The organism is Hyalangium versicolor (assembly GCF_020103695.1).
Classification (GTDB): domain Bacteria; phylum Myxococcota; class Myxococcia; order Myxococcales; family Myxococcaceae; genus Hyalangium; species Hyalangium versicolor.
Map to the genome: position 1 here is coordinate 165,559 of NZ_JAHXBF010000016.1, position 19,488 is coordinate 185,046.

Sequence of the window (19,488 nt, forward strand, 5' to 3'; positions counted from 1 at the left end):
CCCTCACACGCGGCTCTGGCGAGCGCGCCGGGCCCGGAGCAGCCACAGGGCCGCCAGCACACCGGGCAGGAGTGAACCCGGAGCCACCGCGCAGCGCGTTCCCGCATTCTGGCCGGACAGGGTCCGGTTGGGCACGAGGGCCTCGGTGCACTGGGTGGGCGGCAGGCCTCGGGGGTACGTGTCACAGAAGCCCGCGGCGCTGCCCGCGTCGATGATGCGCTTCTGCGTCTCTCCGAGGGGCGCGGAGGCCTCCATGGTGGAGAACGGCTCGAACACGTGGTCCAGCCCGATGGCGTGGCCGATCTCGTGCGTCATCGTGTTCTGGACGTCCGTGGCCACACACTCGGGGCTGGGCAGCCCCTCGCAGATGGGCGAGCTGACGGTGGTGAAGAGGAAGCCCAGGTTGCCTCCGGGCTGCGAGGCGTTGAGCTCGATGTCCGCATCCAGGATGACGCCAGTCTTGAAGCTGAACGTCGTCGTGGTCAGCCCGATCGTCAGGTCCCCATGCTCCCAACAGGAGTAGTCGTTGCCGCACGTCTCGGCTTCGATGCAGGGGTCCTCATAGGGGACCACGTCCGAGCAGGCCTTCTCCCGAAAGGTGACGATGTTCTGGTTCTCCTCCCCCACCTTGTAGCCCACGGTGGGGTTGCTCACGTCCTCACCGCGGACGAAGGTGAAGTCGCTGCACGTGGCGGACAGCGTCCTCCACGAGTCGAAGGAGGCGTCGATGGCGGAGAACTCGGTGTCCCGAGGCGTCCGGAGACTGCCCGCCGCGTTGACGTGGTAGACGAAATCGCGGTTGAGCCAGTTCAGACACAGGGGCTGCCCGGGCACGACGGTGCGGCGATAGCTCTGGGCGCCCGCGGTGGGCGCCACGCACAGAACGGCCAGCAGGAGCAGCCCGCGGTGGCTCACGAACGCTCTCCGCGCCTGCGACGGGCCAGCAGGAGCGCCCACCCGGCCAGCGCGGGCAGCCAGGCCTCGGCACCCGCGGTGGCACACCCGGACTTGCCCTTCTTGCCGAGATCCGGATCCGCCGCGGTGTGGATGCAGGCCTTGCTGACATCCCCCTTGGGATACGTGTTGCACACGAAGTCGCTCGAGCCCGAGTCGATGGTCCGCTTGCTCACCTCGCCGGTGTTGGCCCTCGGGTTCATCGTCGAGCCGATGGCATCCGTGTGATCGAGCCCGACGAAGTGGCCGATCTCGTGCGTCATGGTGTTCTGCACGTCCGTGGACACGCAGTTGGTGGTCACCAGCGGGCCGCACGGGGGGCTATCCGCGGTCGTGAAGGTGAAATAGACCGAGTTCAGCTCGATGTCCGAGTCGTAGATGATCCCGGACTTCTCGTCGTACGTGGTCAGGGTGACGGCGATGGTCCCTGACTTGCTCCCGCCATTCTTCTTGGGGATGTCGTCCCAGCAGTCATAGACGTTCTCGCACGACTCGTCGGTCATGCACGCGTTGTTGGATCCGTTCGGGACGACCGCCATGCAGCTCCGCGTCCGGAAGAGCACCACGTTGCGGTTGGTGCCGTTGACCTCGTAGCCCACCGAGCGCTCGTCCACGAGGCCACCGTCCTCGAAGGAGAGGTTGCCGCACTCGGAGAAGATGTTCTGCCAGCTCTGGAAGGAGCGGCGGACAGCCTCGAACTCGGAGCCCGCCGGCTTCGTCGCGGGGTTGCCAGCGCTGCTCTGGTACCAGGTGATCTTCGGAACCGTCCAGAAGAGGCACTGGCTCCCGGAATCCTCCACATCGACCCGGCTGCGCACATAGGGGGCCGAGCTCTGGCCCAGCGTGAGGGCCAACATCAACGCCGCGATGTTCACTGGCGCTTCTCCTGCTCCGACTGCTGGAGCGCCGTGCGGATCGCGGCCTTCAGCTCATCCAGCGTGAGCGCCTTCTGCCCGGAGCCCGTGGGCTGGCGCGTGGTGGGATCCAGCAGGAGCGCATCCCCCGTGCTCTCGGGGACGGCCATCACCGACCGGCTGTCCTCCGAGCGGCGCACCTGATACTTGCCCTGCGCCATCCCCGTCACGTGGAAGGCGCGCGGCCCGTGGTGGTCCAGGAAGACGACGACTTCCTCGCCCGTCGCGAAGGTGGCCATCCCGTGGACGATCTGTCCGATACCGTCCACTCGGCCTCCCGGTTGAGTAATGAGCACCGTGCTGCCCGCCTGCCCCTTGAGCGTCTCGGTCACCTCGATCTCCACATCGGTGACGATGCGGCGGCGGTCACTGCTCCAGCGACTCTCCGTGCGTCGCACGGTGCCGTGCACCACGACGTCGGCGGTCTGGGACAGGCCGGTCAGGTCGATCTTGAGCATCGTCGTGGCGGCGGCCGGCAGCCCGATCAGGAGGGCAGCGGCCAGAACTGCGGAGAGCGCGGAGCGCAACATCATTCGGTTCACCTCGGTTGCCGTCAGTCTAGCCCACGGACCTGGATGACGCTCCAAGCTCGTGCGCGACTCGCGTTGACCACCCATCCACCCCTTGCTATCCCGCGCCCTGTCCATGGCCTCTGCCCCCCGAGTACGTTTCGCACCCTCTCCTACCGGCTACCTCCACATCGGAGGCGCCCGGACCGCCCTCTTCAACTACCTCTATGCGCGCCGCTTCGGCGGCACCTTCATTCTGCGCATCGAGGACACGGACCAGGAGCGCTCCACGGAGGCCTCGCTGCAGGCCATCCTCGACGGCCTGAAGTGGCTGGACATCGGCTGGGACGAGGGCCCTGAAAAAGGTGGCCCCTACCCGCCCTACTTCCAGACGCAGCGCCTGGACACATACCGCCAGCATGCCGAGCAGCTCATCGCCGCCGGCAAGGCCTACCGCTGCTACTGCACTCCAGAAGAGATCAAGGAGCGCCGCGCTCGCGCCGAGAAGGAGGCGGGAGTCACGGGCGTCTACAAGTACGAGGGCACCTGCCGCGACCGGAAGGACGTCCCCGCCGGCCAGCACTCCGTCGTGCGCTTCAAGATGCCCTCCCAGGAGGGCTCGGTCTCCTTCGACGACTTCGTGCTGGGGAAGATCACCAAGGAGTACTCGGACCTGGATGACTGGGTCATGCTCCGCGCGGACGGCATTCCCCTCTACAACTTCGGCTGCGTCATCGACGACCACCTGATGGACATCAGCCTGGTGGCGCGCGGCCAGGAGCACGTCAACTCCACCTTCCCGCAGCTGATGCTCTACCAGGCGTTCGGCTGGGAACCGCCCCGCTTCGCCCACCTGCCGCTCATCCTCGGCCCGGACCGCGAGAAGCTGTCCAAGCGCAAACACAAGGAGGCGGACGTCATGCTGCACAAGGCCAACGGGATCCTCCCGGAGGCCCTGCTCAACTTCGTCATCCGCCTGGGCTGGAGCCACGGCAACGACGAAGTCATCTCCCGCCAGCAGATGATCGAGTGGTTCGACTTCAAGGACGTGGGCAGCACCTCCGGCGTGTGGAACCCCGAGAAGCTGCTGTGGCTCAACCAGCACTACCTCAAGACGCTGCCGGCCTCGGACATCGCCGCGCGGCTGGCGCCCTTCCTCGCCGAGCAGGGCTCTCCGCTCCCCGCCCAGGATCCGCGCCTGGAGCACATCGTCGTCGCCTTCCGCGAGCGCGCCAAGACGCTGGTGGAGATGGCCGCCATGGCCGTTCCCTACCTCAAGCAGGGCGTGGCGATTGACGAGAAGGCCGCCGCCAAGCACCTCACCGCGGACTCCCTCAAGCTCGTCCGGCAGGTGCGCGACGACGCGGCCGCCCTGCCCGAGTGGACCGTGCCCGCCCTGGACACCGTCATCAAGACGGTGAGCGAGCGGGCAGGCGTGGGCATGGGCAAGGTGGCCCAGCCCGTCCGGGTCGCCATCACCGGGAACACGACGAGCCCGGGCATCGGCGAGACGCTCCTGCTGGTGGGCAAGGACGAGGCACTGCGCCGTCTGGATGCGGCTCTTGCTCGTGGCTGACACCCCGGCGATGACACCTCGGCGGGGCCCACGCGAAGTCGGTGGACGGCTCCCAGCGCGGGCCCTATCTTGTCGCCCCATGACGCGAGCGCTTGACAGCCAGAGAGGCCATTTCTATAAGGCGCGCCCGCTCTGGGCGGCGGTGGCGGTCCTGTTGGGGACGGCGGCGGGGGCAGAGCAGGCCAGCGGAGCACAGCTGCCTGATGGTGCACAGAAGGTGGGCGAGAACCGGTATCGGGCGCCGCGCGACTTAGAGGAGACGCTGAAGTACTACCGGACGGTGTATCCGTCGCAGGCGTATCCTCGGAAGCCGATCGTCAACCAGCCGGGCGTGAAGGCCGTGCACATCGTCAACCCCTCGGGGAAGAACTTCGAGGGGCTGAACATTTATGAAGCGAACGAAGAGGTTCGCATCTACATCGTCCCGGTACCGCCGCCTCCCGCGGCCAAGCCTGTCAACAAGAAGGCACCGGAGCCCAAGCCGGGGAAGAAAACTCGGTAGTTCACGAGCCCCGCGAAGTTGTGGTAGTAGAAGTCACGCAGTCGGCAGCACGCAGCACCGCAGTCCTTGGGGAATCGTCTAACGGCAGGACAGCAGACTCTGACTCTGCTTATCTAGGTTCGAATCCTAGTTCCCCAGCTGAAAAACTTCGGTTGACGTGAGACACCCGAAGCGATACTTGAAGCGCGGTTGCAACGGCCCTGTCGTCTAGCGGTTAGGACGGTGCCCTCTCACGGCACAAACTCGGGTTCGAATCCCGGCAGGGTCACTGAGGCGCCCGCTCTCGAAAGAGAGCGGGCGTTTCGCTTTTGCGGGCTCGGAGTCGGCTCCAAGCCCACGGCCCTCCCCGCCTCAGCGGCGGGTGATGCTCCGGTGGAAGAGCAGCAGCGCGTTGGCCAGCCGCGTCTGCGCCCGCTGGATGCTCCGGCTCGCCAGCAGCATCCGCACCCGCTCCGGCAGCGCCTGGGTTCCCGAAGTCGATCCGAAGCCGACGAGATCCAGCCTCAGGCCGATGGCCTCCAGCAGATCCGCGAGATCCGCCTGCGGGTTGGCCAGCAGCAGCACGTCCGGCGAGCGGGCCTGGAGGATCTCCGCCAGCATCCGCCAGCGGGGCTCGCCCGTCTCGAGGATGACGACGTCGCAGTGCTCCAGCTCCGGTGAGGTGGCCGGGAGCTCCACGGCCTGGAAGCCCTCGGCCGTCATCACCTGCACGGCCTCGGGGCTGCCGACCACGGCGACGCGTCCCGCCATCGCCCCGCTCTTCACCGTCTGCTCGTAGTTGCGCAGCTCGTCTTCCAGCGCCTGGTGAGCCGGCTCCGGTGCATCCTGTCCGCTCTCCAGCAGCGCGGCGGCCTGGCGGGCCACATCCCGAGCCTGCTCGCGGCCCTTGATGCGTCCGGAGCGCCGCTCCAGCGCGGCCCTCACCTTGGCTCGGAGCACGCGCAGATCATCGAACGGCTTGAGGATGTAGTCGCTGGCCCCCGCCGCGAAGGCGGCGATCACGGACTCCGAGCTGGCGTAGCCGGTGATCATCATCGCCTCGAGCGCGGGTTGCAGGCGCCGCGCCTCGGCGATGAGCTCGATGCCGCTCATCTGCGGCAGGTTCTTGTCCGTGATGAGCACGTCGATGCGCTGGTTCTGCAACAACGGCAGAGCCTCCTCGGCGCTGGTGGCCTGGGTGACGACGAGATCCGGCTCTCGCGCCAACAAACGGCCACACACGTCGAGGACAACGGGCTCGTCATCCACAACCAATAGGGTCGAGGCGAGCGTCCCCCCCGTTCCTTCCTCACCCTCCTCGGTCTCGAACGGCAGATCCATTTGGGGGGAGGATCTCACAGCTCGAAGGTAACTTCGAGGGACGATAAGAGCCGGCCTATGCTGTAGGCTGTGAGCTTCGCCGACGCCCTGGTGGAGAACCGCATCCCCCCGCGGGTTGGAGACGTGCGCCTGAGGTACGACGAGGGCCGCATGGTCGGGGAGTCCCTACCCCCCGCCCTGGGCCAGCGCCTGATCCCGGAGCTGTGCCTGCTGCTGGCGGCGGCCTGTGGCGTGGGCAGCCTCGCCCTGCTGATCCTCACTCCCAGTCACTATGGGACCCCAGCGGTCCTGGCGCTGGCGGCGGCCGCCCTGGTCGGGTACGCGCTGCGGCAGGAGGCCCACCTGGGACGCAGGCGCTTCGTCCTGCACTTCGCCACGGAGACGCTCCGGCTGGAGCGCCTGAGCTGGGCCCCCTCGGCCACCCGGACGGAGACCATCTCCTTCAACGACGTGACGGCTGTACAGGTGATCCAACGCCCTTCCGGGCACTACGCCATCATCGTCACCTGGCAGGCGGGCCCCCCGGAGCACCGGGAGGAGCGCCGCGCCGCGGTGGTGGAGCAGGTCCGCCCCCACGAGGCGGAGACGCTCCACCGCGTGTGGCGCATGCTCCACAACGCCTTCGGGCTCAAGGCATCGGCGCCCGAATCAGGCTGATCTCGATGTCCGTGCCCTCGCCGGGGACGGAGGTCAGCTTGAGCTTGCCGCCGTACTGCGTCACCAGCTCCTTGCAGATGGACAGCCCCAGCCCCGTGCCGATGCCCACCGGCTTGGTGGTGAAGAGCGGCTGGAACACCTTCTCCTGCAGCTCCACGGGAATGCCGCAGCCGTTGTCCGAGACGGTGAGCACCACGTTGTGGTCCTTCGTCGTCCAGCGCACGTCGATCTTCCCCTGCCGGCCGATGCCCTCCATGGCCTGCGCCGCGTTCACGACGAGGTTGAGCACCACCTGGCAGAGCTTCACCGGGCCGAACAGCACCCGCACCGGATCGCCGTTGCTGGTGAGCCGCGCCCTGTCACGCACCTCGGCGCGAGCCAGCTTCACCGCGAAGGACACCACTTCGGAGACTTCCGCCGCCTGCTCCGTCTCGTCGCCGCGCGCCTGCGCCTTCAGCCCGTGCGCCACCTGCCGCAGGTGCTCGGTGCCCGTGCCCAGGTCTCCAATGAGCGCGGGCAGATCCTTCACCGTCTCGCTGACGTTCCGATCCGGATCCGTCGCCAGGTGCTTGTTCACGTAGGCGATGACGCCCTCGATGTCCCGGCGCAGCGCGGCCACGTTCTGCGAGAGGTAACCCACCGGGCCCATCAGCTCGTGGGCGATGCCCGCCGTCACCTGGCCCAGGGTGGCCAGACGCTCGGCCTTCATCATCCGGCTCTCCACCTCGCGGATCTTCAGCTCGAGGCGCGCGATCTTCAGCGCATCCTCGAGCGCGGCGAGCATCTCCGCGCGATCCCACGGCTTGACGAAGTAGCGCGTCACCTGGCCGCGGTTGACGGCGTCCACCACCGCCTGGAGATCCGCGTAGGCGGTGACGAGCATGCGCTTGGCATCCGGCGCCAGCGTGCGAGCGCGCTCCAGCAGCTCCACGCCGCTCATGCCGGGCATGCGCTGGTCGGAGATGACGACGCCGATCTCCCCGCGCCGCTGCTCCAGCAGCGTCAGCGCTTCATTGGGCGAGGAGCAACGGAAGATTCGGAAGCGCTGCCCGAAGTTGGCGTCGAACACCCGGAGGTTGAGGGCGTCGTCGTCACAGTAGAGCACTGCAGGAAGATCGTACGGGCTCATGGCAAGGGTTCCGGACCGAGGAGGGAGGCGGCCTGGAATACCGACAGGATAACGCCACACGGCGCCATCGCATCTTCATCCCAAGGGAAGCTGCTCAGCGAGCGGGCCTGGACGTGACGCGCCGCGTCTCAAGACCGGCATACCCCGCTATCGATCGCGGGACCGCTCTTGCGCCTCGGCCTCGAGGGCGAACTCCACGGCGTCGATCGAACGGAACTCTCCGCGAGGCAGTGCACCCAGCAGCGAGAGGAGCTCCGCAGGGGCAGCGTTCTCCCGGGCCACACAGCTCAACTGCTCCGTGGAGAGCGGGTACACCGCGCCTTGGAGCGCCTGTCGCACCAGGGATGCGAGCGAGGGAAGCGGCTTCGCACGCGCCTCCGACCCACCTTCACCAGCGATGGACCGGGCCCGTGTCATGTCGTCGTTCATTTGGAGGGAAGTTAAGCAGGCGACGGGCTTCTTGCGGGCTTTTTTCATCGCCTGCCAAGCAAGCAAGTGAACAGGCTCCGCGCTGGCTGACTCATGGCTACCTCCACCTCCACACCTCACCGTATCTCCACGGACACGAGAGGAGGCGGATATGGCGAAGAAGGAGAAGGGCTACGTGGAGCACATCCGGCACGCGGAGGCGACCCGGCCGAAGCCGTGGCCTGGCATTCCAGGCCGATCGAAGGATCACGAGGAGGATCTGCCCACCGGTACCCCGCGCGAGGCGCAGGCTGGCGTCACCGAGGCCCAGCGCAAGCTCGAGGACGAGATGGACGAGAAGAAGGAGCCCCGGAGCTGAGCACTTCCGAGGTCCCCTGAACCACCCGCGGGCCGCCGCCTCGCTCCGTGCACTGGAGCGAGGCGCGGCTCTTCGTGGAGGCTAGAACAGCAACCGCATCGGGTGCTCGAGCAGCGCCTTCAGCTCGCGCAGGTACTCCGCGCCGGTGGCGCCGTCGATGACGCGGTGGTCACCCGACAGCGTCACCGTGAGGATCTTGCGCACGACGATCTGCCCGTCGCGCACCACCGCCTTGTCCGCCACCGCGCCCACCGCGAGGATGGCCGACTGCGGCGGGTTGATCACGGCGACGAACTGGTCGATGCCGTACATGCCCAGGTTGGACACGGTGATCGAACCGCCCGTGTACTCGTCCGGCTTGAGCGCGCGCTTGCGGGCACGCTCGGCCAGCTCGCGGGACTCGGCCGAGATCGCCGACAGGCCCTTCTGATCCGCGTCCCGGATGATGGGCGTGATGAGCCCCTCCTCCAGCGCCACGGCGATCCCCACGTCCGCCGTCCCGAACTGGAGGACGTGATCGCCCTGCAGCGAGACGTTGATCTTCGGGTAGCGCTTCAGCGCGATGGCCGCCGCCTTCACGATGATGTCGTTGACGGAGACCTTGGACTCGAGCGCCTTGGCCTCCTCGCGGATCTTCATCGCCGCGTCCATCTCCACGTCCACCGTCAGGTAGAAGTGGGGCACGCCCGGCTTCACCTCGTTCATGCGCTGGGCAATGACCTTGCGCATGGACGAGATCGGCACCGACTGGGGCTCGGGACGGACGCCCGCGCGCGCTGCCGCGGCAGGAGCCTTCGCGGGCTTCTGGGCCGCCGGAGCGCCCTGGGCCAGCGCCGCCTCGACGTCGCGCTTGACGACGCGGCCCAGCGGACCGGAGCCGTGCAGCGCCGCGAGATCCAGGCCACGGTCCTTCGCCATCCTCCTGGCGAGCGGGCTGGCCCGGAGACGGCCTCCAGCGGGAGCAGGGGCCTTGGGAGCCTGAGCCTGCGGAGCCGCCGGAGCGGGGGCAGCGGCCTTGGGAGCCGAAGCCTGCGGGGCGGACGGAGCAGGCGCGGCCGGAGCCTTGCCGCCCTTGCCAGTGATGTACGCGATGGGAGCGCCCACCTGCGCCATCTGGCCTTCACCCACGACGATCTTCGACAGCACGCCGTCGTCGTAGGCCTCGATCTCGAGGTTGGACTTGTCGGTCTCGATCTCGGCGATGATCTCGCCGGACGCGACCTTGTCGCCCACCTTCTTCGCCCACTTGACGATCTTGCCTTCCTTCATCGTCGGGGAGAGCGAAGGCATCGGGATCGGAATCCCCTCGCCTCCACCCGCCGGAGCAGCGGCGGGAGCAGGAGCAGGCGCCGCGGCGGGTGCGGGAGCGGGCGTCGCGGCCTTGGGAGCGGACGGAGCCGGTGCGGGGGCCTTGCCGGCCTCGACCTTCTCGCCCTTGGCGCCGACGTAGGCGATGGGAGCGCCCACCAGGGCCATCTCTCCCTCGCCCACGACGATCTGCAGGAGCACGCCGTCGTCGTAGGCCTCGATCTCGAGGTTGGACTTGTCGGTCTCGACCTCGGCGATTGCCTCACCGGACGAGACCTTGTCCCCTACCTTCTTGAGCCACTTGACGATCTTCCCCTCCTTCATCGTCGGGGAGAGCGAGGGCATCGGGATGGGGTTGGACATACCTCTCAGGCTCCCTCTCGGTAGAGGACCTTCTTCACGGCGGCGATGATCTTCGGCGCGTCCGGCTGGGTCGCGTTCTCGAGGTTCGCCGCATAGGACATGTTCACATCGAGCCCCGTCACGCGCACGATCGGCGCGTCCAGGTCGTCGAACGCCTTGGACTGGATGATGTCCACCACGGAGGCGCCGACACCGGCCAGGGCCCAGCCCTCCTCCACGATGACGACGCGGTTCGTCTTGCGCACCGTGGCCAGGATGGCCTCCTCATCGAGCGGCCGCAGCGTGCGCAGGTCGAGGATCTCCGCGGAGATGCCCTCCTGTTCGAGCTGCTTCGCGGCCTCCTCGGCGAAGTAGTACATGCGGCTCCAGGTGATGATGGAGACGTCCTTGCCCTCGCGCTTCACGTCCGCCTTGCCGATGGGGACGACGTGCTCACCCTCGGGCACCTCACCCTTGATGGCATAGAGGCGCTCGCCCTCGAACATGATGACGGGGTTGTCGTCGCGGATGGCGGACTTGAGCAGGCCCTTGGCGTCCGCGGGGGTAGCGGGGGCAATCACCTTGAGGCCCGGGAAGTGGGCGTAGTTGGCCTCGAGCGCCTGGCTGTGCTGGCTGGAGAGCCGGCCGCCAGCGCCGCCCGGGCCGCGGAACACGATGGGGCAGCGCAGCTGGCCGCCGGACATGTGCCGCAGCTTGGCCGCGTTGTTGACGATCTGGTCCATCGCGAGGATGGCGAAGTTCCAGGTCATCATCTCCACGATGGGCCGCAGGCCCACCATCGCCGCGCCCACGCCGAGGCCGGCGAAGCCCAGCTCGGAGATGGGCGCGTCGATGATGCGAGCGCTGCCGAACTTGTCCAGAAGCCCTTGCGACACCTTGAATGCGCCGTTGTAGCGGCCGACTTCCTCACCAATCAGGAAGACGTTGGCGTCGCGCTGCATCTCCTCGGCGAGTGCCTGGTTCAGCGCCTCGCGGTACATCAACTCGGCCATGTTGTTGGCTCCGACTCTGGGCTCGTATTCAGTAAAGGGTTGGGAGACGGCGTGCTAGCGGGCCAGGCCCGCCTTCTTGTCCTCGCGCTCGGCCTTCTCGCGCGGCTCCAGATCCCACGTCACCTTCAGCTCCTGGCCGGAGGGGTACGAGGGCCACTTCACCTTCTGGCCCAGCACGCGCTCGCGGGGGCGCACGTCCTCCTCACCCGGCTCGACGATGGTGTCGCGCCACAGCTCGTCCAGGCTGGGCTCGGGGGACTCGTCGGCGAACTTCACCGCCGCGTCGACCTGGGCCTTGATCTCCTCGTCGATGGACTCGAACTCCGCCTCGGTCGCCAGCTTCTTCTTGAGGGTGTAGTCCTTGACCTTGAGGATGGGGTCGTTCGTCTTGCGCTCCTCCTCGACCTCTTCCTTGGAGCGGTAGGTGGCGGGGTCGACGACGGAGTGACCGCGGAAGCGGTAGGTGTTGGCCTCGAGCAGCACGGGGCCCTTGCCCGCGCGGCAGTCCTCGGCGGCGGACTTGATGGCCTCGTACATCTTCAGCACGTCCATGCCGTCCACGGCCTCGCCGCGCATGTTGTAGGCGGCGGCGCGCTTGTGGATCTCCGGCTCGGCGGATACGCGGCCGATGGCCGTGCCCATGCCATAGCGGTTGTTCTCGCAGATGTAGATGACCGGGAGCTTCCACTTGGCGGCCATGTTGAAGGTCTCGTGGAAGGAGCCCTGGTTGGCCGCCGCGTCGCCGAAGTAGCAGACCGTGACGCGGTCCTCGTTGCGGTAGCGGCTGGCGAAGGCCATGCCGGCGGCCAGGGGGATCTGCGCGCCGACGATGCCGTAGCCACCGTAGAAGTGGTGCTCGATGTCGAAGATGTGCATCGAGCCGCCCTTGCCCTTGCTGTAGCCGGTGCCGCGGCCGAACAGCTCCGCCATCACCATGCCCGCGTCCGAGCCACGCGCCAGGGGCTGGCCGTGATCGCGGTAGGCGGAGAGCATGTAGTCATCGGGGCGGATGGCCTCGGTGACACCCACGGCGACGGCCTCTTGCCCGATATAGAGGTGGCAGAAGCCGGCGATCTTGCCTTGCTTGTATTGCTGGTCCGTGCGCTCCTCGAAGCGGCGGATGAGGTACATCTTCCGGTACATCGTCAACAGCAGGTCCTTCGAGTACTGGCTGGCCACCGAGAGCTGCCTCCTGAAGACGTTGCCCCAATCCCGACTGGGGCAATCCAAACGCCGTGCGCCTCATAGCGCGCGGCAGGTGGAGTTCAAAGCCAAACTGACAATTGGACGCACCGCGTCAAGTTCCGCCGTTGAAGTGAGGAATGGAGATGACGGCCTCCAGCAACTGCACGGGGCGGCCGGAGTGATCGGTGGCGAGATGAATGACAGTCGCCTCGGGGAAGCGGTGCTGGTAGTCATTGACGTGGGTGGGCTCGTTGTCGAAGGCAGCGATCACCCGGCCCATCTGCCCCAGGCGCGCATGGGCCTCGCGCTTGAAGGCGTCATCGTTCTCGCGCGGCGTGGGCTTCATGAGGAGTTGGGTGGAGCCCTCGCCCGGCAGCGCCAGGCCGTGGCGGCGCATGCACTCCATGGTGCCATCCCGCATGCCCTCGTGCCGGCCCGTCACGTAGACGAGTTGGGCGCCGGTGCCCGCCACGGAGTGGGTGAAGGCGGCAGCTCCGTCGATGGCCACGTCGTCCACGCAGTACTCACTGGTGAAGAAGCGCTCCAGCCAGAAGGCTCGGGCATCGTCATAGACGGCCTCCACCTGCTCGGGCGCCAGGCCACAATTGAGCATGGCCTTCTTCATGTCCCACCCAGTGTTCCAGTGAGAGGCCATGCACACCCCGAGTGGTGTCAGCCCGCGCGCCGCGCCGAATTCCCGAAGGATTCGCGCCTGGCGCGGGCGGTTGTCGAACAGGGTGGAGTCCAGATCGAAGGCCAGCACGGCTCCCGCACCGAGCGAGCGGGCCTTCTCTAGGATGGTGTGCAGGGTGTCCTGCCAGCCTTCACGGATCCGGCTCTTGAAGTCGTCGTAGGCCATGGGAGCCGCGAGGATATACGCAGCACGCCATGGGAATGCCCAGGAAACCACGGTGACGTTCGGCTGACAGGTCGCGGGCCCCTCGTCTCGGCGCGGGTCCCCCCGCCAGCGAACGGGTCAGGGCTTGATGCGTGACCGCCAGCCGGAGTCGAGCTCTCGCTCCACTGCCAGGATGCGCTTCACATCCTCTCGAGCCGCCTCCTCCGCCTCTGCTCGCGACATCCCGCCCAGGAACTCCCGGATCGCGGCGCGCTCTTCGAAGAGCGCCTGCTCGGCTTCGGTGGCGGGCAGATCCATCGGAGGACGTGGCTTCATGCGACCCATGCAGCATCAGGTCTAGCCCGAGCCTCTGACAGCCGAGAAGCCACGCTCGGAGTGGATCAGCCATGCCACCGGCCATTCAGTCCGTGTGGGGACCTCCTGGGTCCTCTGGCCCCTTCCAATCTTTTGGGTTCCCTTCCCTCTCAGCGCCGGAAACGAGCGGCGACTTCCGTTTCGAACGCCTCGACGTCCCGGTAGTAGCGCTCGACATCCGCCTTCGTGGCGGGGTTCGTGTATGCCTCGGCCCGTGGGCTCTCAATGACATCGACGATCGCCTTCGTGGCGTCCTCAACGCTCTGCGCCCCCGGCAACGTGCGCGAGTCAGGCCCACCTCCCAACGCGTTGATACCGAACTCCGTGGCCACCACGCCCGGCATCACCACCGTCACCGTGATTCCAGGATGGGACTGCTTCAACTCCAGGCGAAGGCACGCGCTGAGCGCGTTGAGCGCATGCTTGGCCGCGCTGTACGCGGAACGGAACGCCGCCAGGGGCAATCGCGCCAGCCCACTGGAGATGTTCACGATCTGCCCCGCGTTGCGCGATTTGAAGTGCGGCAGCACGGCTTGGATCCCGTAGAGCGCGCTCTTCACGTTGTCGCGCATCATCACGTCGATGTCCTCGTCCGTGAGCTCCGCCACCGAGCGGGTGATGCCTCGCCCAGCGTTGTTCACCCACACGTCGATCCGGCCGAAGCGCTGGAGCGCCGCATCGCGCAGCTTCTCCATGTCCCCTCGCACCGTCGCATCCGCGACGACCACGAGCGACTCGCTCCCCGCGCGGGCCGCGACCGCCTCCAGCTCTGGCTTCCGGCGCGCCGACAGCACCAGCTTCGCGCCCTTCGCTCCGAGTTGGAGCGCCAGCTCCGCACCGATTCCCCCACTCGCTCCCGTGATCACGACAACCTTGTCCATGCGCTCTCCCCTTGCGGCCCCTCGCATATCGCGAGGGCTCATTCCGTAAGTAGCCGCCAGCGTGAACTCCACCAAGAGAATGCATCCGGCCGCGAAGCCTCCCGCGAAACTCCGAACAGCATCCGCTCACAAGGGCTCTATCGCGAAGCGCTGCACCACCTCGGGAGGGATGCGCACCGGCCTCCCGTTCGTCGTGGACACGTACGCCCACTGCGTCCGCGCCTGCACCAACACCTGCCCGTCCGCCACCCGACGGATGAAGTTCTGCCGCGTCGCCGTCACCGCACTCCGTTCCACCACCCGCGTCTCCACCTCCACCGTGTCCCCCAGGAGCGCGGGCCGCAGGTAGTCCACCTCGTGTCGGCGCACCACGAAGACGGCTCCCAACTGCCGGTACGCCTCCAAGCTCAACCCCACCGACGCCGAATGCGCCAGGGCCACATCCTGGAGCCAGCGGATGTAGACCACGTTGCTCACATGCTGGAGCTCATCGAGGTCCTGCGGGCTCACCTGCACGCGGATGGAGAACGGCATGCGACACCTCCCGCCAGCAGCATAGGAGAATCCAACGCCCTGGGAGGGAGAACGCAGCGGCAAGCGTCTCGCACCGCCAGCTCGCCCTCAGCCACGCTTCAGTCTCCGGCGCACGGTGCCGAAGCCCAGGCGGAGTGTCGCCCAGACCAGCCCACCGACTCCCAGGATCAGCCCCAGGCTCAGGAGCATGGCAACGGAGATGGAGTCGAAGCCGGCGAAGAGCAGCACCCCGCAGGGAAGAACAACGAGGAGCAGACACGAAGTGCTGAAAACGAGCGCCCTGCCCGCATCCTCACGCGCCCCGACGAGCCACTCCCGCCACCGGGGCGAGGCTCGACGATGCGCTCGCTCCCAGAGGTCGTTGAGCCCCCAGAGGACACCTCCCACTCCGAGCGCGAACATCGGCATCCCCACTCCCACGAACAGGAATCCCCACACGGCTGGGATCTCGAGCCGGACAATCTCGCGCGCAAGCCGCCAGAGGACACGAAGCGGCTGCTCCTCCGTCGACAGGACAAACAGCACCCCAAGGGGCACGCAGAGAGAAACGATGCCGAAGAGGACCAGCGCAAAGGCCGGTGCCATGCCCAGGGGACCGGACATGATCCACTCCAGTCCACGATTGATCCCCTCGAGCGAGTCCTTGTTGGCCTTCCCCGCGGCGGCGAGCTCCGACGAAGCATCCCCGCCCACTTCGAAGTCATCGATGGACGGGTGCACCACCGCACGCATCCCTCGAACGAGGCTCCAGAGCACGTACGCCGTCAGCCCAGGTGACAGCAGCCAGCCCCCCAACGTGAAGCGCCGGTAGAGCCCGCTCGACAGGATGATGATCCACCAGACAACCATGACGCTCAGCGCCAGCGAGGCCCAGATCATGGCGCGGTTGTGCCGCGCCGCCGAGCGATGCCGCGCCGCCAGGAGATGGCTGGAGGGAACTCGGCTCATGGAGCCTCACGGACGCCGGAGGCTGATACGGGAATGCTCTTCCAGCCAGCGAGACACCTCCTCGCTCCGAGGCTTGTTCCCGATGGCGCGGTAGTGAGCCAACGCCTCGTTGGCCAGGCTCCGGGCCCGATCCGACTCCTGCCCCGCCGCCTCCAATGCGCGCGCCAGCATGAACTGGAGTTCCGCCCGCTCGGGAGGATTCACCTCATCCAGCGCCCGCCTCAGGGGCGCCAGCGCATCGGCGGGGCGGCCTCGCGCCACGGCCACCTCACCCAGGCCCAACAAGGCCTCGGCGACCTGAGGATGCCGGGGCCCCAGCGCTTTCTCCGAGATGCTCAGTCCCCTGCGAAGGTGCTGCTCGGCCTCGTCCAACTGCCCCACTCGCACCAGCGCACGGCCCAGGCCCGTGAGCGTATTGCCCACCTCCGGGTGATCCCGTCCCAGTGCCTTCTGCGTCATCTGCAGGGCGCGATCGTAGCTGGCACGTGCCTCCTCGAAGCGCCCCAACTCCGTCAGCACCACCCCCGCGTTGTTGTGCATGGCGGCCACGAACGGGTGCTCCGGCCCCAGCACCTTCTCCATCAGCACCGCCGCCTGCTGGAACCGCCCGAGCGCATCCTCGAGCCGCCCCACCTTGTAGAGCACGCCTCCCAGGATGTGCAGCGACTCGGCCCGCGCCAGATCGTCCCCCGCGCGCTCCACCGCCGTCTCCAGCAGCACCGTCTCCGTGTCCAGCACGTTCGGGCTGCGCGACATGCGGACCTCGGAGTTCCAGATCAGCATGTTCCACAGCCGCGCCAGCAGCACGTCATCCTTCGCGCGCGCGGCCTGCACCAGCGCCTGCCGAAGCAGAGCGTCCGCCTGCTCGAAGTGGCCTCCCGCCCCCTGCAGCCGCCCCAGGTGGTACAGGGCCTGGGCTCGCAGCGGCGCGTGGTCCAGCGCCTCCACCTCGGGCAGCACCTCCCGCCCCAACTCCAAGCCCTCCTGGAACTTGCCCGCCATCCACATGGACTCGAGCCGGTCCACCTTCGCCTGCAGCTCCTCGGCCCGAGCCCGCGCCTCAGGCTCGCGAGGCATGGGCACCGCCGTAGTGAGCGCCTGCGCGTTCGCGCACTCCTCCAGCGGAGGCAGCAACTGCACCGCCTGCGCCGCCTGCGACAACATCTCCGGGCTGGAGTCCGCCGACAGCAACTTCACCACCGAGCCGAGCTGGGCCCGCCGACGCTCCAGGCAGGACACCTGCAAGGTGATCAGATCGCGCTGCCCCTCGTCACTCCCCCGGCTGGCCTCGCACACCTCGGTGCGCAGCCGGCTCCACTCGCCGGCATAGCCATCCAGTGCTGCCTGCACGCGCTCCGCCGTGCTCTCCGCATACGAGAGCCCCGTGGCCAGCAGCGCCTTGCGCAGCTGCTGCCGGAGCGGAGCGTCCCAGACTCCCGCCAACCGCCGCTCCATCTGCTGACAGTCCACCCGCTCCTGCGTGCCCCACGTGAATGCCAGCGCCACCAACGCGCCCATCCCAAGCACCAACCCCACCGCGCGCAGCAAGGCCCGCCGCTTCTGCTCGGGATCCGCCTCCAGCGCGGTGATGAGCTCCTGCATGGAGGCATGCCGCTGCGTCGGATCCACGCTCAGGCCCCGCCGCAGTACCGCGGCGACCCAAGCCGGAACAGGCGACGTCTCGGGCGGAGGATTGAGGTGCCCCTGACGCTGTGCCTCCCAGCGCTCGGCGATGCTGTCGCCCGGGAACGCGGGCTTCTGATAGAGCGCCTCGTAGAGCGCCACGCAGAAGGAGAACAGATCGCTGCGCGCGTCCACCGGCTGGCCCGACAACACCTCGGGCGCCATGTACGCGGGCGTGCCCACCATCAGCCCGTGATCCGTGTCCGAGCCGGTGTTCTGCGGCACCACCGCCCCCGGCTCCAGGCGCGGAGGAGCGGCCGCTCGAGCCAGACCGAAGTCCGTCACGCGGGGGCGCCCATCCTTGCCCACCAGCACGTTCTCCGGCTTGAAGTCCCGGTGCACCAGCCCCGCCGTATGCGCCGCGGCCAACCCGCGCGCCGCCGCCACGAACATCCCCAGCACCTCGCGCCACGGCCGCCCCGGTAGACACCACTGCCGCAGCGTCTGCCCCTCCACCAACTCCATGGCGATGAAGACGGTGTCGTCCTGCAGCGTGCCCGCGTCGTACACGGCCACCGCGTTGGGGTGGCTCAAGCGCGCCATGGCCTGGGCCTCGCGCAGCATGCGCACCTGCAGCGAGGCGCCCTTCTCGTCCTCCTGCAGGCGCATCAGCTTGAGCGCCACGCGCCGATCCAGCCGCGTGTCATACGCGGCTCGCACCGTGCCCATGCCGCCACGGCCCAGCTCGTCCAGCACGACGTAGCGGCTGGCCAGCGAGCGCCACTCCGGGCTCGTGGTGAAGGCAGGCAGCCCCGAGGGAGTCTTCAGCTCCGGAAGCAGGACCGTCCCGTCCGGAGCCCGCCGCGCGACGACGGTGTCGTCAAGCGACTCCGGCCCCGCAGGAGTGCCACTGCCTCCGCTGGTGCTCCGCTCGTCGGCGCTCACGTCCCCAGGTCCTTGGCGAAAGACTTGGCCTGCTCAAAGCAGACACCAGGACGGGCGGATGCGCCAGTGTCAGTCGCAGCGACCGCAGTCCACACCGCAGTTGTCGGGTGTCCTCCCACGCCCGCCCCAGCCCTTGCCACAATGCTCGGTCACCTGGCAGACGCCGTCGCCGCAGACGTTGATCGCCGAGGGCAGGACACGCGTGGTCAACGGCCGGTACGCCTTCCCGAACAAGAAGCACTGCGTGTAGTACCGACCTGTTGCGTCCAGTGTGCACGTGAAGAGATCACACCGGCCGACACGGTAGATGGGCTCACACTCGGGGTTCTCGCCGATCATCGTCCGAGACAGCCCACAGCCGCGCACCGTGCTCTCGTCCGGGTCCAACGAGTTACGATCGTTGCCGGCGTACAGCCCCTGATTCCGGAAGAGGTTTCCGAAGAAGCACGACTCGCGGACGCTGTACTGCGAGAGCTCCTGCGAGGTGAACGGAATCTCCGTGCCTACCGCCGTCCTACCCTGCAGGGAGAAGTTCACGTGGAGACCGTAGGGGTTGGCATGGGCCGCCAGGCAGGCGGACACGAGCTGCTCCTCCACCTCCGTGGCGGGGTGGCCCGCCGCCCACGACGGCGTCAGCCCCATCTGCCCCTCCCACTGGTACCTCTTCCCCGTCTTCTTGTTGGTGTAGGTGCGCACCTCTCCGGCCGGCACCGCGCAGGCGATGATGTACTTCATCAGGTCCACCCGGACCTCCGGATCCTGGTTGAGCCACACGGAGAACAGCCCGTTGGTCGCCAGCCCATTGGTCGCCAATCCGTTGGTCGCCAGCCCATTGGTCGCCAATCCGTTGGTCGCCAGCCCATTGGTCGCCAGCCCATTGAAGTCCGTGAGGGATTGCGAGCTCTGACTCAGCCCAGCCTCCTCCTCGGGGAGCTCCGTGGGGCCGCATCCCCAGATGGCCCCGCACAACGCCGTCAGCCCCAACAGGGTGGCGGCCCGTACCCCTTGCGACCTTCGTAAATTCGCCGTGCCAAACCTGTGACGTCTCATAGACGGCCCCCAATCCGGTGTAATTTTAAAGTGTAGACGCAAATTTGGAGGAAAAGTCCAGCCCTTTACGCAGAAAATGATAAATCGTGACTCTTCCC

20 protein-coding genes and 2 tRNA genes are annotated in these 19,488 nt (G+C 67.6%); 6 read left to right on the forward strand and 16 right to left on the reverse strand.

All coding sequences use genetic code 11. The annotated features are described in order from the left end of the window. Nucleotides 1–3 precede the first annotated feature (3 nt). Genes KY501_RS31020 through KY501_RS31030 form a run of 3 tightly spaced genes read right to left on the reverse strand, consistent with a single transcriptional unit; the run spans nt 4 to nt 2,401 of the window. The gene (locus tag KY501_RS31020) at nt 4–915 is read right to left on the reverse strand and encodes a myxosortase-dependent metalloprotease, MXAN_2677/MXAN_2678 family (RefSeq protein WP_224367247.1); all 912 of its coding nucleotides are present in this window, start codon (nt 913–915) and stop codon (nt 4–6) included. Then, nucleotides 912–1,829: a myxosortase-dependent metalloprotease, MXAN_2677/MXAN_2678 family gene (locus KY501_RS31025; protein WP_309243009.1), complete on the reverse strand. Its 918-nt coding sequence runs from the start codon at nt 1,827–1,829 to the stop codon at nt 912–914. Before KY501_RS31025 ends, KY501_RS31020 begins: the two co-directional genes overlap by 4 nt. Beyond that, complete coding sequence (locus KY501_RS31030) at nt 1,826–2,401, reverse strand: hypothetical protein (protein WP_224367248.1); 576 nt, start codon at nt 2,399–2,401, stop codon at nt 1,826–1,828. Before KY501_RS31030 ends, KY501_RS31025 begins: the two co-directional genes overlap by 4 nt. Nucleotides 2,402–2,513: 112 nt before the next feature. Between KY501_RS31030 and gltX the strand changes: the two genes are divergently transcribed. From gltX to KY501_RS31050, 4 genes are all read left to right on the forward strand, one after another. Next, complete coding sequence (gene gltX, locus KY501_RS31035) at nt 2,514–3,953, forward strand: glutamate--tRNA ligase (protein ID WP_224367249.1); 1,440 nt, start codon at nt 2,514–2,516, stop codon at nt 3,951–3,953. A gap of 79 nt (nt 3,954–4,032) precedes the next feature. Continuing rightward, nucleotides 4,033–4,455, forward strand: a complete 423-nt coding sequence (locus KY501_RS31040) for a hypothetical protein (RefSeq protein ID WP_224367250.1) — start codon at nt 4,033–4,035, stop codon at nt 4,453–4,455. A gap of 67 nt (nt 4,456–4,522) precedes the next feature. Further along, a tRNA-Gln gene (locus KY501_RS31045) sits at nt 4,523–4,593 on the forward strand. A gap of 58 nt (nt 4,594–4,651) precedes the next feature. Then, nucleotides 4,652–4,723: transfer RNA gene (locus tag KY501_RS31050), tRNA-Glu, on the forward strand. 83 nt (nt 4,724–4,806) lie between these two features. On the opposite strand, the gene KY501_RS31055 is transcribed toward KY501_RS31050, so the two are convergent. Further along, on the reverse strand, nt 4,807–5,775 hold the full coding sequence (locus tag KY501_RS31055) for a response regulator (protein ID WP_224367251.1): 969 nt from the start codon (nt 5,773–5,775) through the stop codon (nt 4,807–4,809). Between the two features lie 69 nt (nt 5,776–5,844). Here KY501_RS31055 and KY501_RS31060 point away from each other — a divergent pair, with 69 nt between their 5' ends. Continuing rightward, nucleotides 5,845–6,432 (forward strand): hypothetical protein, encoded by a 588-nt coding sequence (locus KY501_RS31060; protein ID WP_224367252.1) that lies wholly within the window; start codon nt 5,845–5,847, stop codon nt 6,430–6,432. Here the strand turns inward: KY501_RS31060 and KY501_RS31065 are convergent. Both KY501_RS31065 and KY501_RS31070 read right to left on the reverse strand, forming a co-directional pair. Then, nucleotides 6,404–7,561 (reverse strand): sensor histidine kinase, encoded by a 1,158-nt coding sequence (locus KY501_RS31065; RefSeq protein ID WP_224367253.1) that lies wholly within the window; start codon nt 7,559–7,561, stop codon nt 6,404–6,406. The two genes, KY501_RS31060 and KY501_RS31065, sit on opposite strands and share 29 nt — an antisense overlap. Before the next feature lie 147 nt (nt 7,562–7,708). Next, nucleotides 7,709–7,978 carry a DUF2795 domain-containing protein gene (locus KY501_RS31070; RefSeq protein ID WP_224367254.1) on the reverse strand — a complete coding sequence of 90 codons (270 nt, stop codon included), beginning with the start codon at nt 7,976–7,978 and terminating at the stop codon, nt 7,709–7,711. Nucleotides 7,979–8,141: 163 nt separating this feature from the next. Here KY501_RS31070 and KY501_RS31075 point away from each other — a divergent pair, with 163 nt between their 5' ends. Further along, nucleotides 8,142–8,348 (forward strand): hypothetical protein, encoded by a 207-nt coding sequence (locus KY501_RS31075; protein ID WP_224367255.1) that lies wholly within the window; start codon nt 8,142–8,144, stop codon nt 8,346–8,348. Nucleotides 8,349–8,429: 81 nt separating this feature from the next. On the opposite strand, the gene KY501_RS31080 is transcribed toward KY501_RS31075, so the two are convergent. The 10 genes from KY501_RS31080 to KY501_RS31130 all read right to left on the reverse strand — a co-directional run bounded on the left by KY501_RS31080 (nt 8,430) and on the right by KY501_RS31130 (nt 19,324). Beyond that, a complete protein-coding gene (locus KY501_RS31080; RefSeq protein ID WP_224367256.1) occupies nt 8,430–10,019 on the reverse strand; it encodes a pyruvate dehydrogenase complex dihydrolipoamide acetyltransferase in 1,590 nt (529 codons plus the stop codon). A 5-nt stretch (nt 10,020–10,024) separates the two neighbouring features. Then, entirely contained in the window at nt 10,025–11,011 is a 987-nt protein-coding gene (locus KY501_RS31085; protein ID WP_224367257.1) for a pyruvate dehydrogenase complex E1 component subunit beta, read from the reverse strand. A gap of 54 nt (nt 11,012–11,065) precedes the next feature. Continuing rightward, entirely contained in the window at nt 11,066–12,190 is a 1,125-nt protein-coding gene (gene pdhA / locus KY501_RS31090; protein ID WP_224367379.1) for a pyruvate dehydrogenase (acetyl-transferring) E1 component subunit alpha, read from the reverse strand. Between the two features lie 118 nt (nt 12,191–12,308). Then, entirely contained in the window at nt 12,309–13,055 is a 747-nt protein-coding gene (locus tag KY501_RS31095) for an HAD family hydrolase (RefSeq protein ID WP_224367258.1), read from the reverse strand. 117 nt (nt 13,056–13,172) lie between these two features. Beyond that, nucleotides 13,173–13,370, reverse strand: coding sequence for a hypothetical protein (locus KY501_RS31100; protein WP_224367259.1), 198 nt, complete (start codon nt 13,368–13,370; stop codon nt 13,173–13,175). A gap of 149 nt (nt 13,371–13,519) precedes the next feature. Beyond that, nucleotides 13,520–14,290: an SDR family NAD(P)-dependent oxidoreductase gene (locus tag KY501_RS31105; protein WP_224367260.1), complete on the reverse strand. Its 771-nt coding sequence runs from the start codon at nt 14,288–14,290 to the stop codon at nt 13,520–13,522. A 126-nt stretch (nt 14,291–14,416) separates the two neighbouring features. Beyond that, entirely contained in the window at nt 14,417–14,824 is a 408-nt protein-coding gene (locus KY501_RS31110; protein ID WP_224367261.1) for an acyl-CoA thioesterase, read from the reverse strand. Nucleotides 14,825–14,911: 87 nt separating this feature from the next. Continuing rightward, nucleotides 14,912–15,772: a hypothetical protein gene (locus KY501_RS31115; protein WP_224367262.1), complete on the reverse strand. Its 861-nt coding sequence runs from the start codon at nt 15,770–15,772 to the stop codon at nt 14,912–14,914. 6 nt (nt 15,773–15,778) lie between these two features. Then, a complete protein-coding gene (locus KY501_RS53730) occupies nt 15,779–18,340 on the reverse strand; it encodes a tetratricopeptide repeat protein (RefSeq protein ID WP_309243010.1) in 2,562 nt (853 codons plus the stop codon). A gap of 69 nt (nt 18,341–18,409) precedes the next feature. After that, the gene (locus KY501_RS31130; protein WP_224367263.1) at nt 18,410–19,324 is read right to left on the reverse strand and encodes a hypothetical protein; all 915 of its coding nucleotides are present in this window, start codon (nt 19,322–19,324) and stop codon (nt 18,410–18,412) included. Between the last annotated feature and the right edge of the window lie 164 nt (nt 19,325–19,488).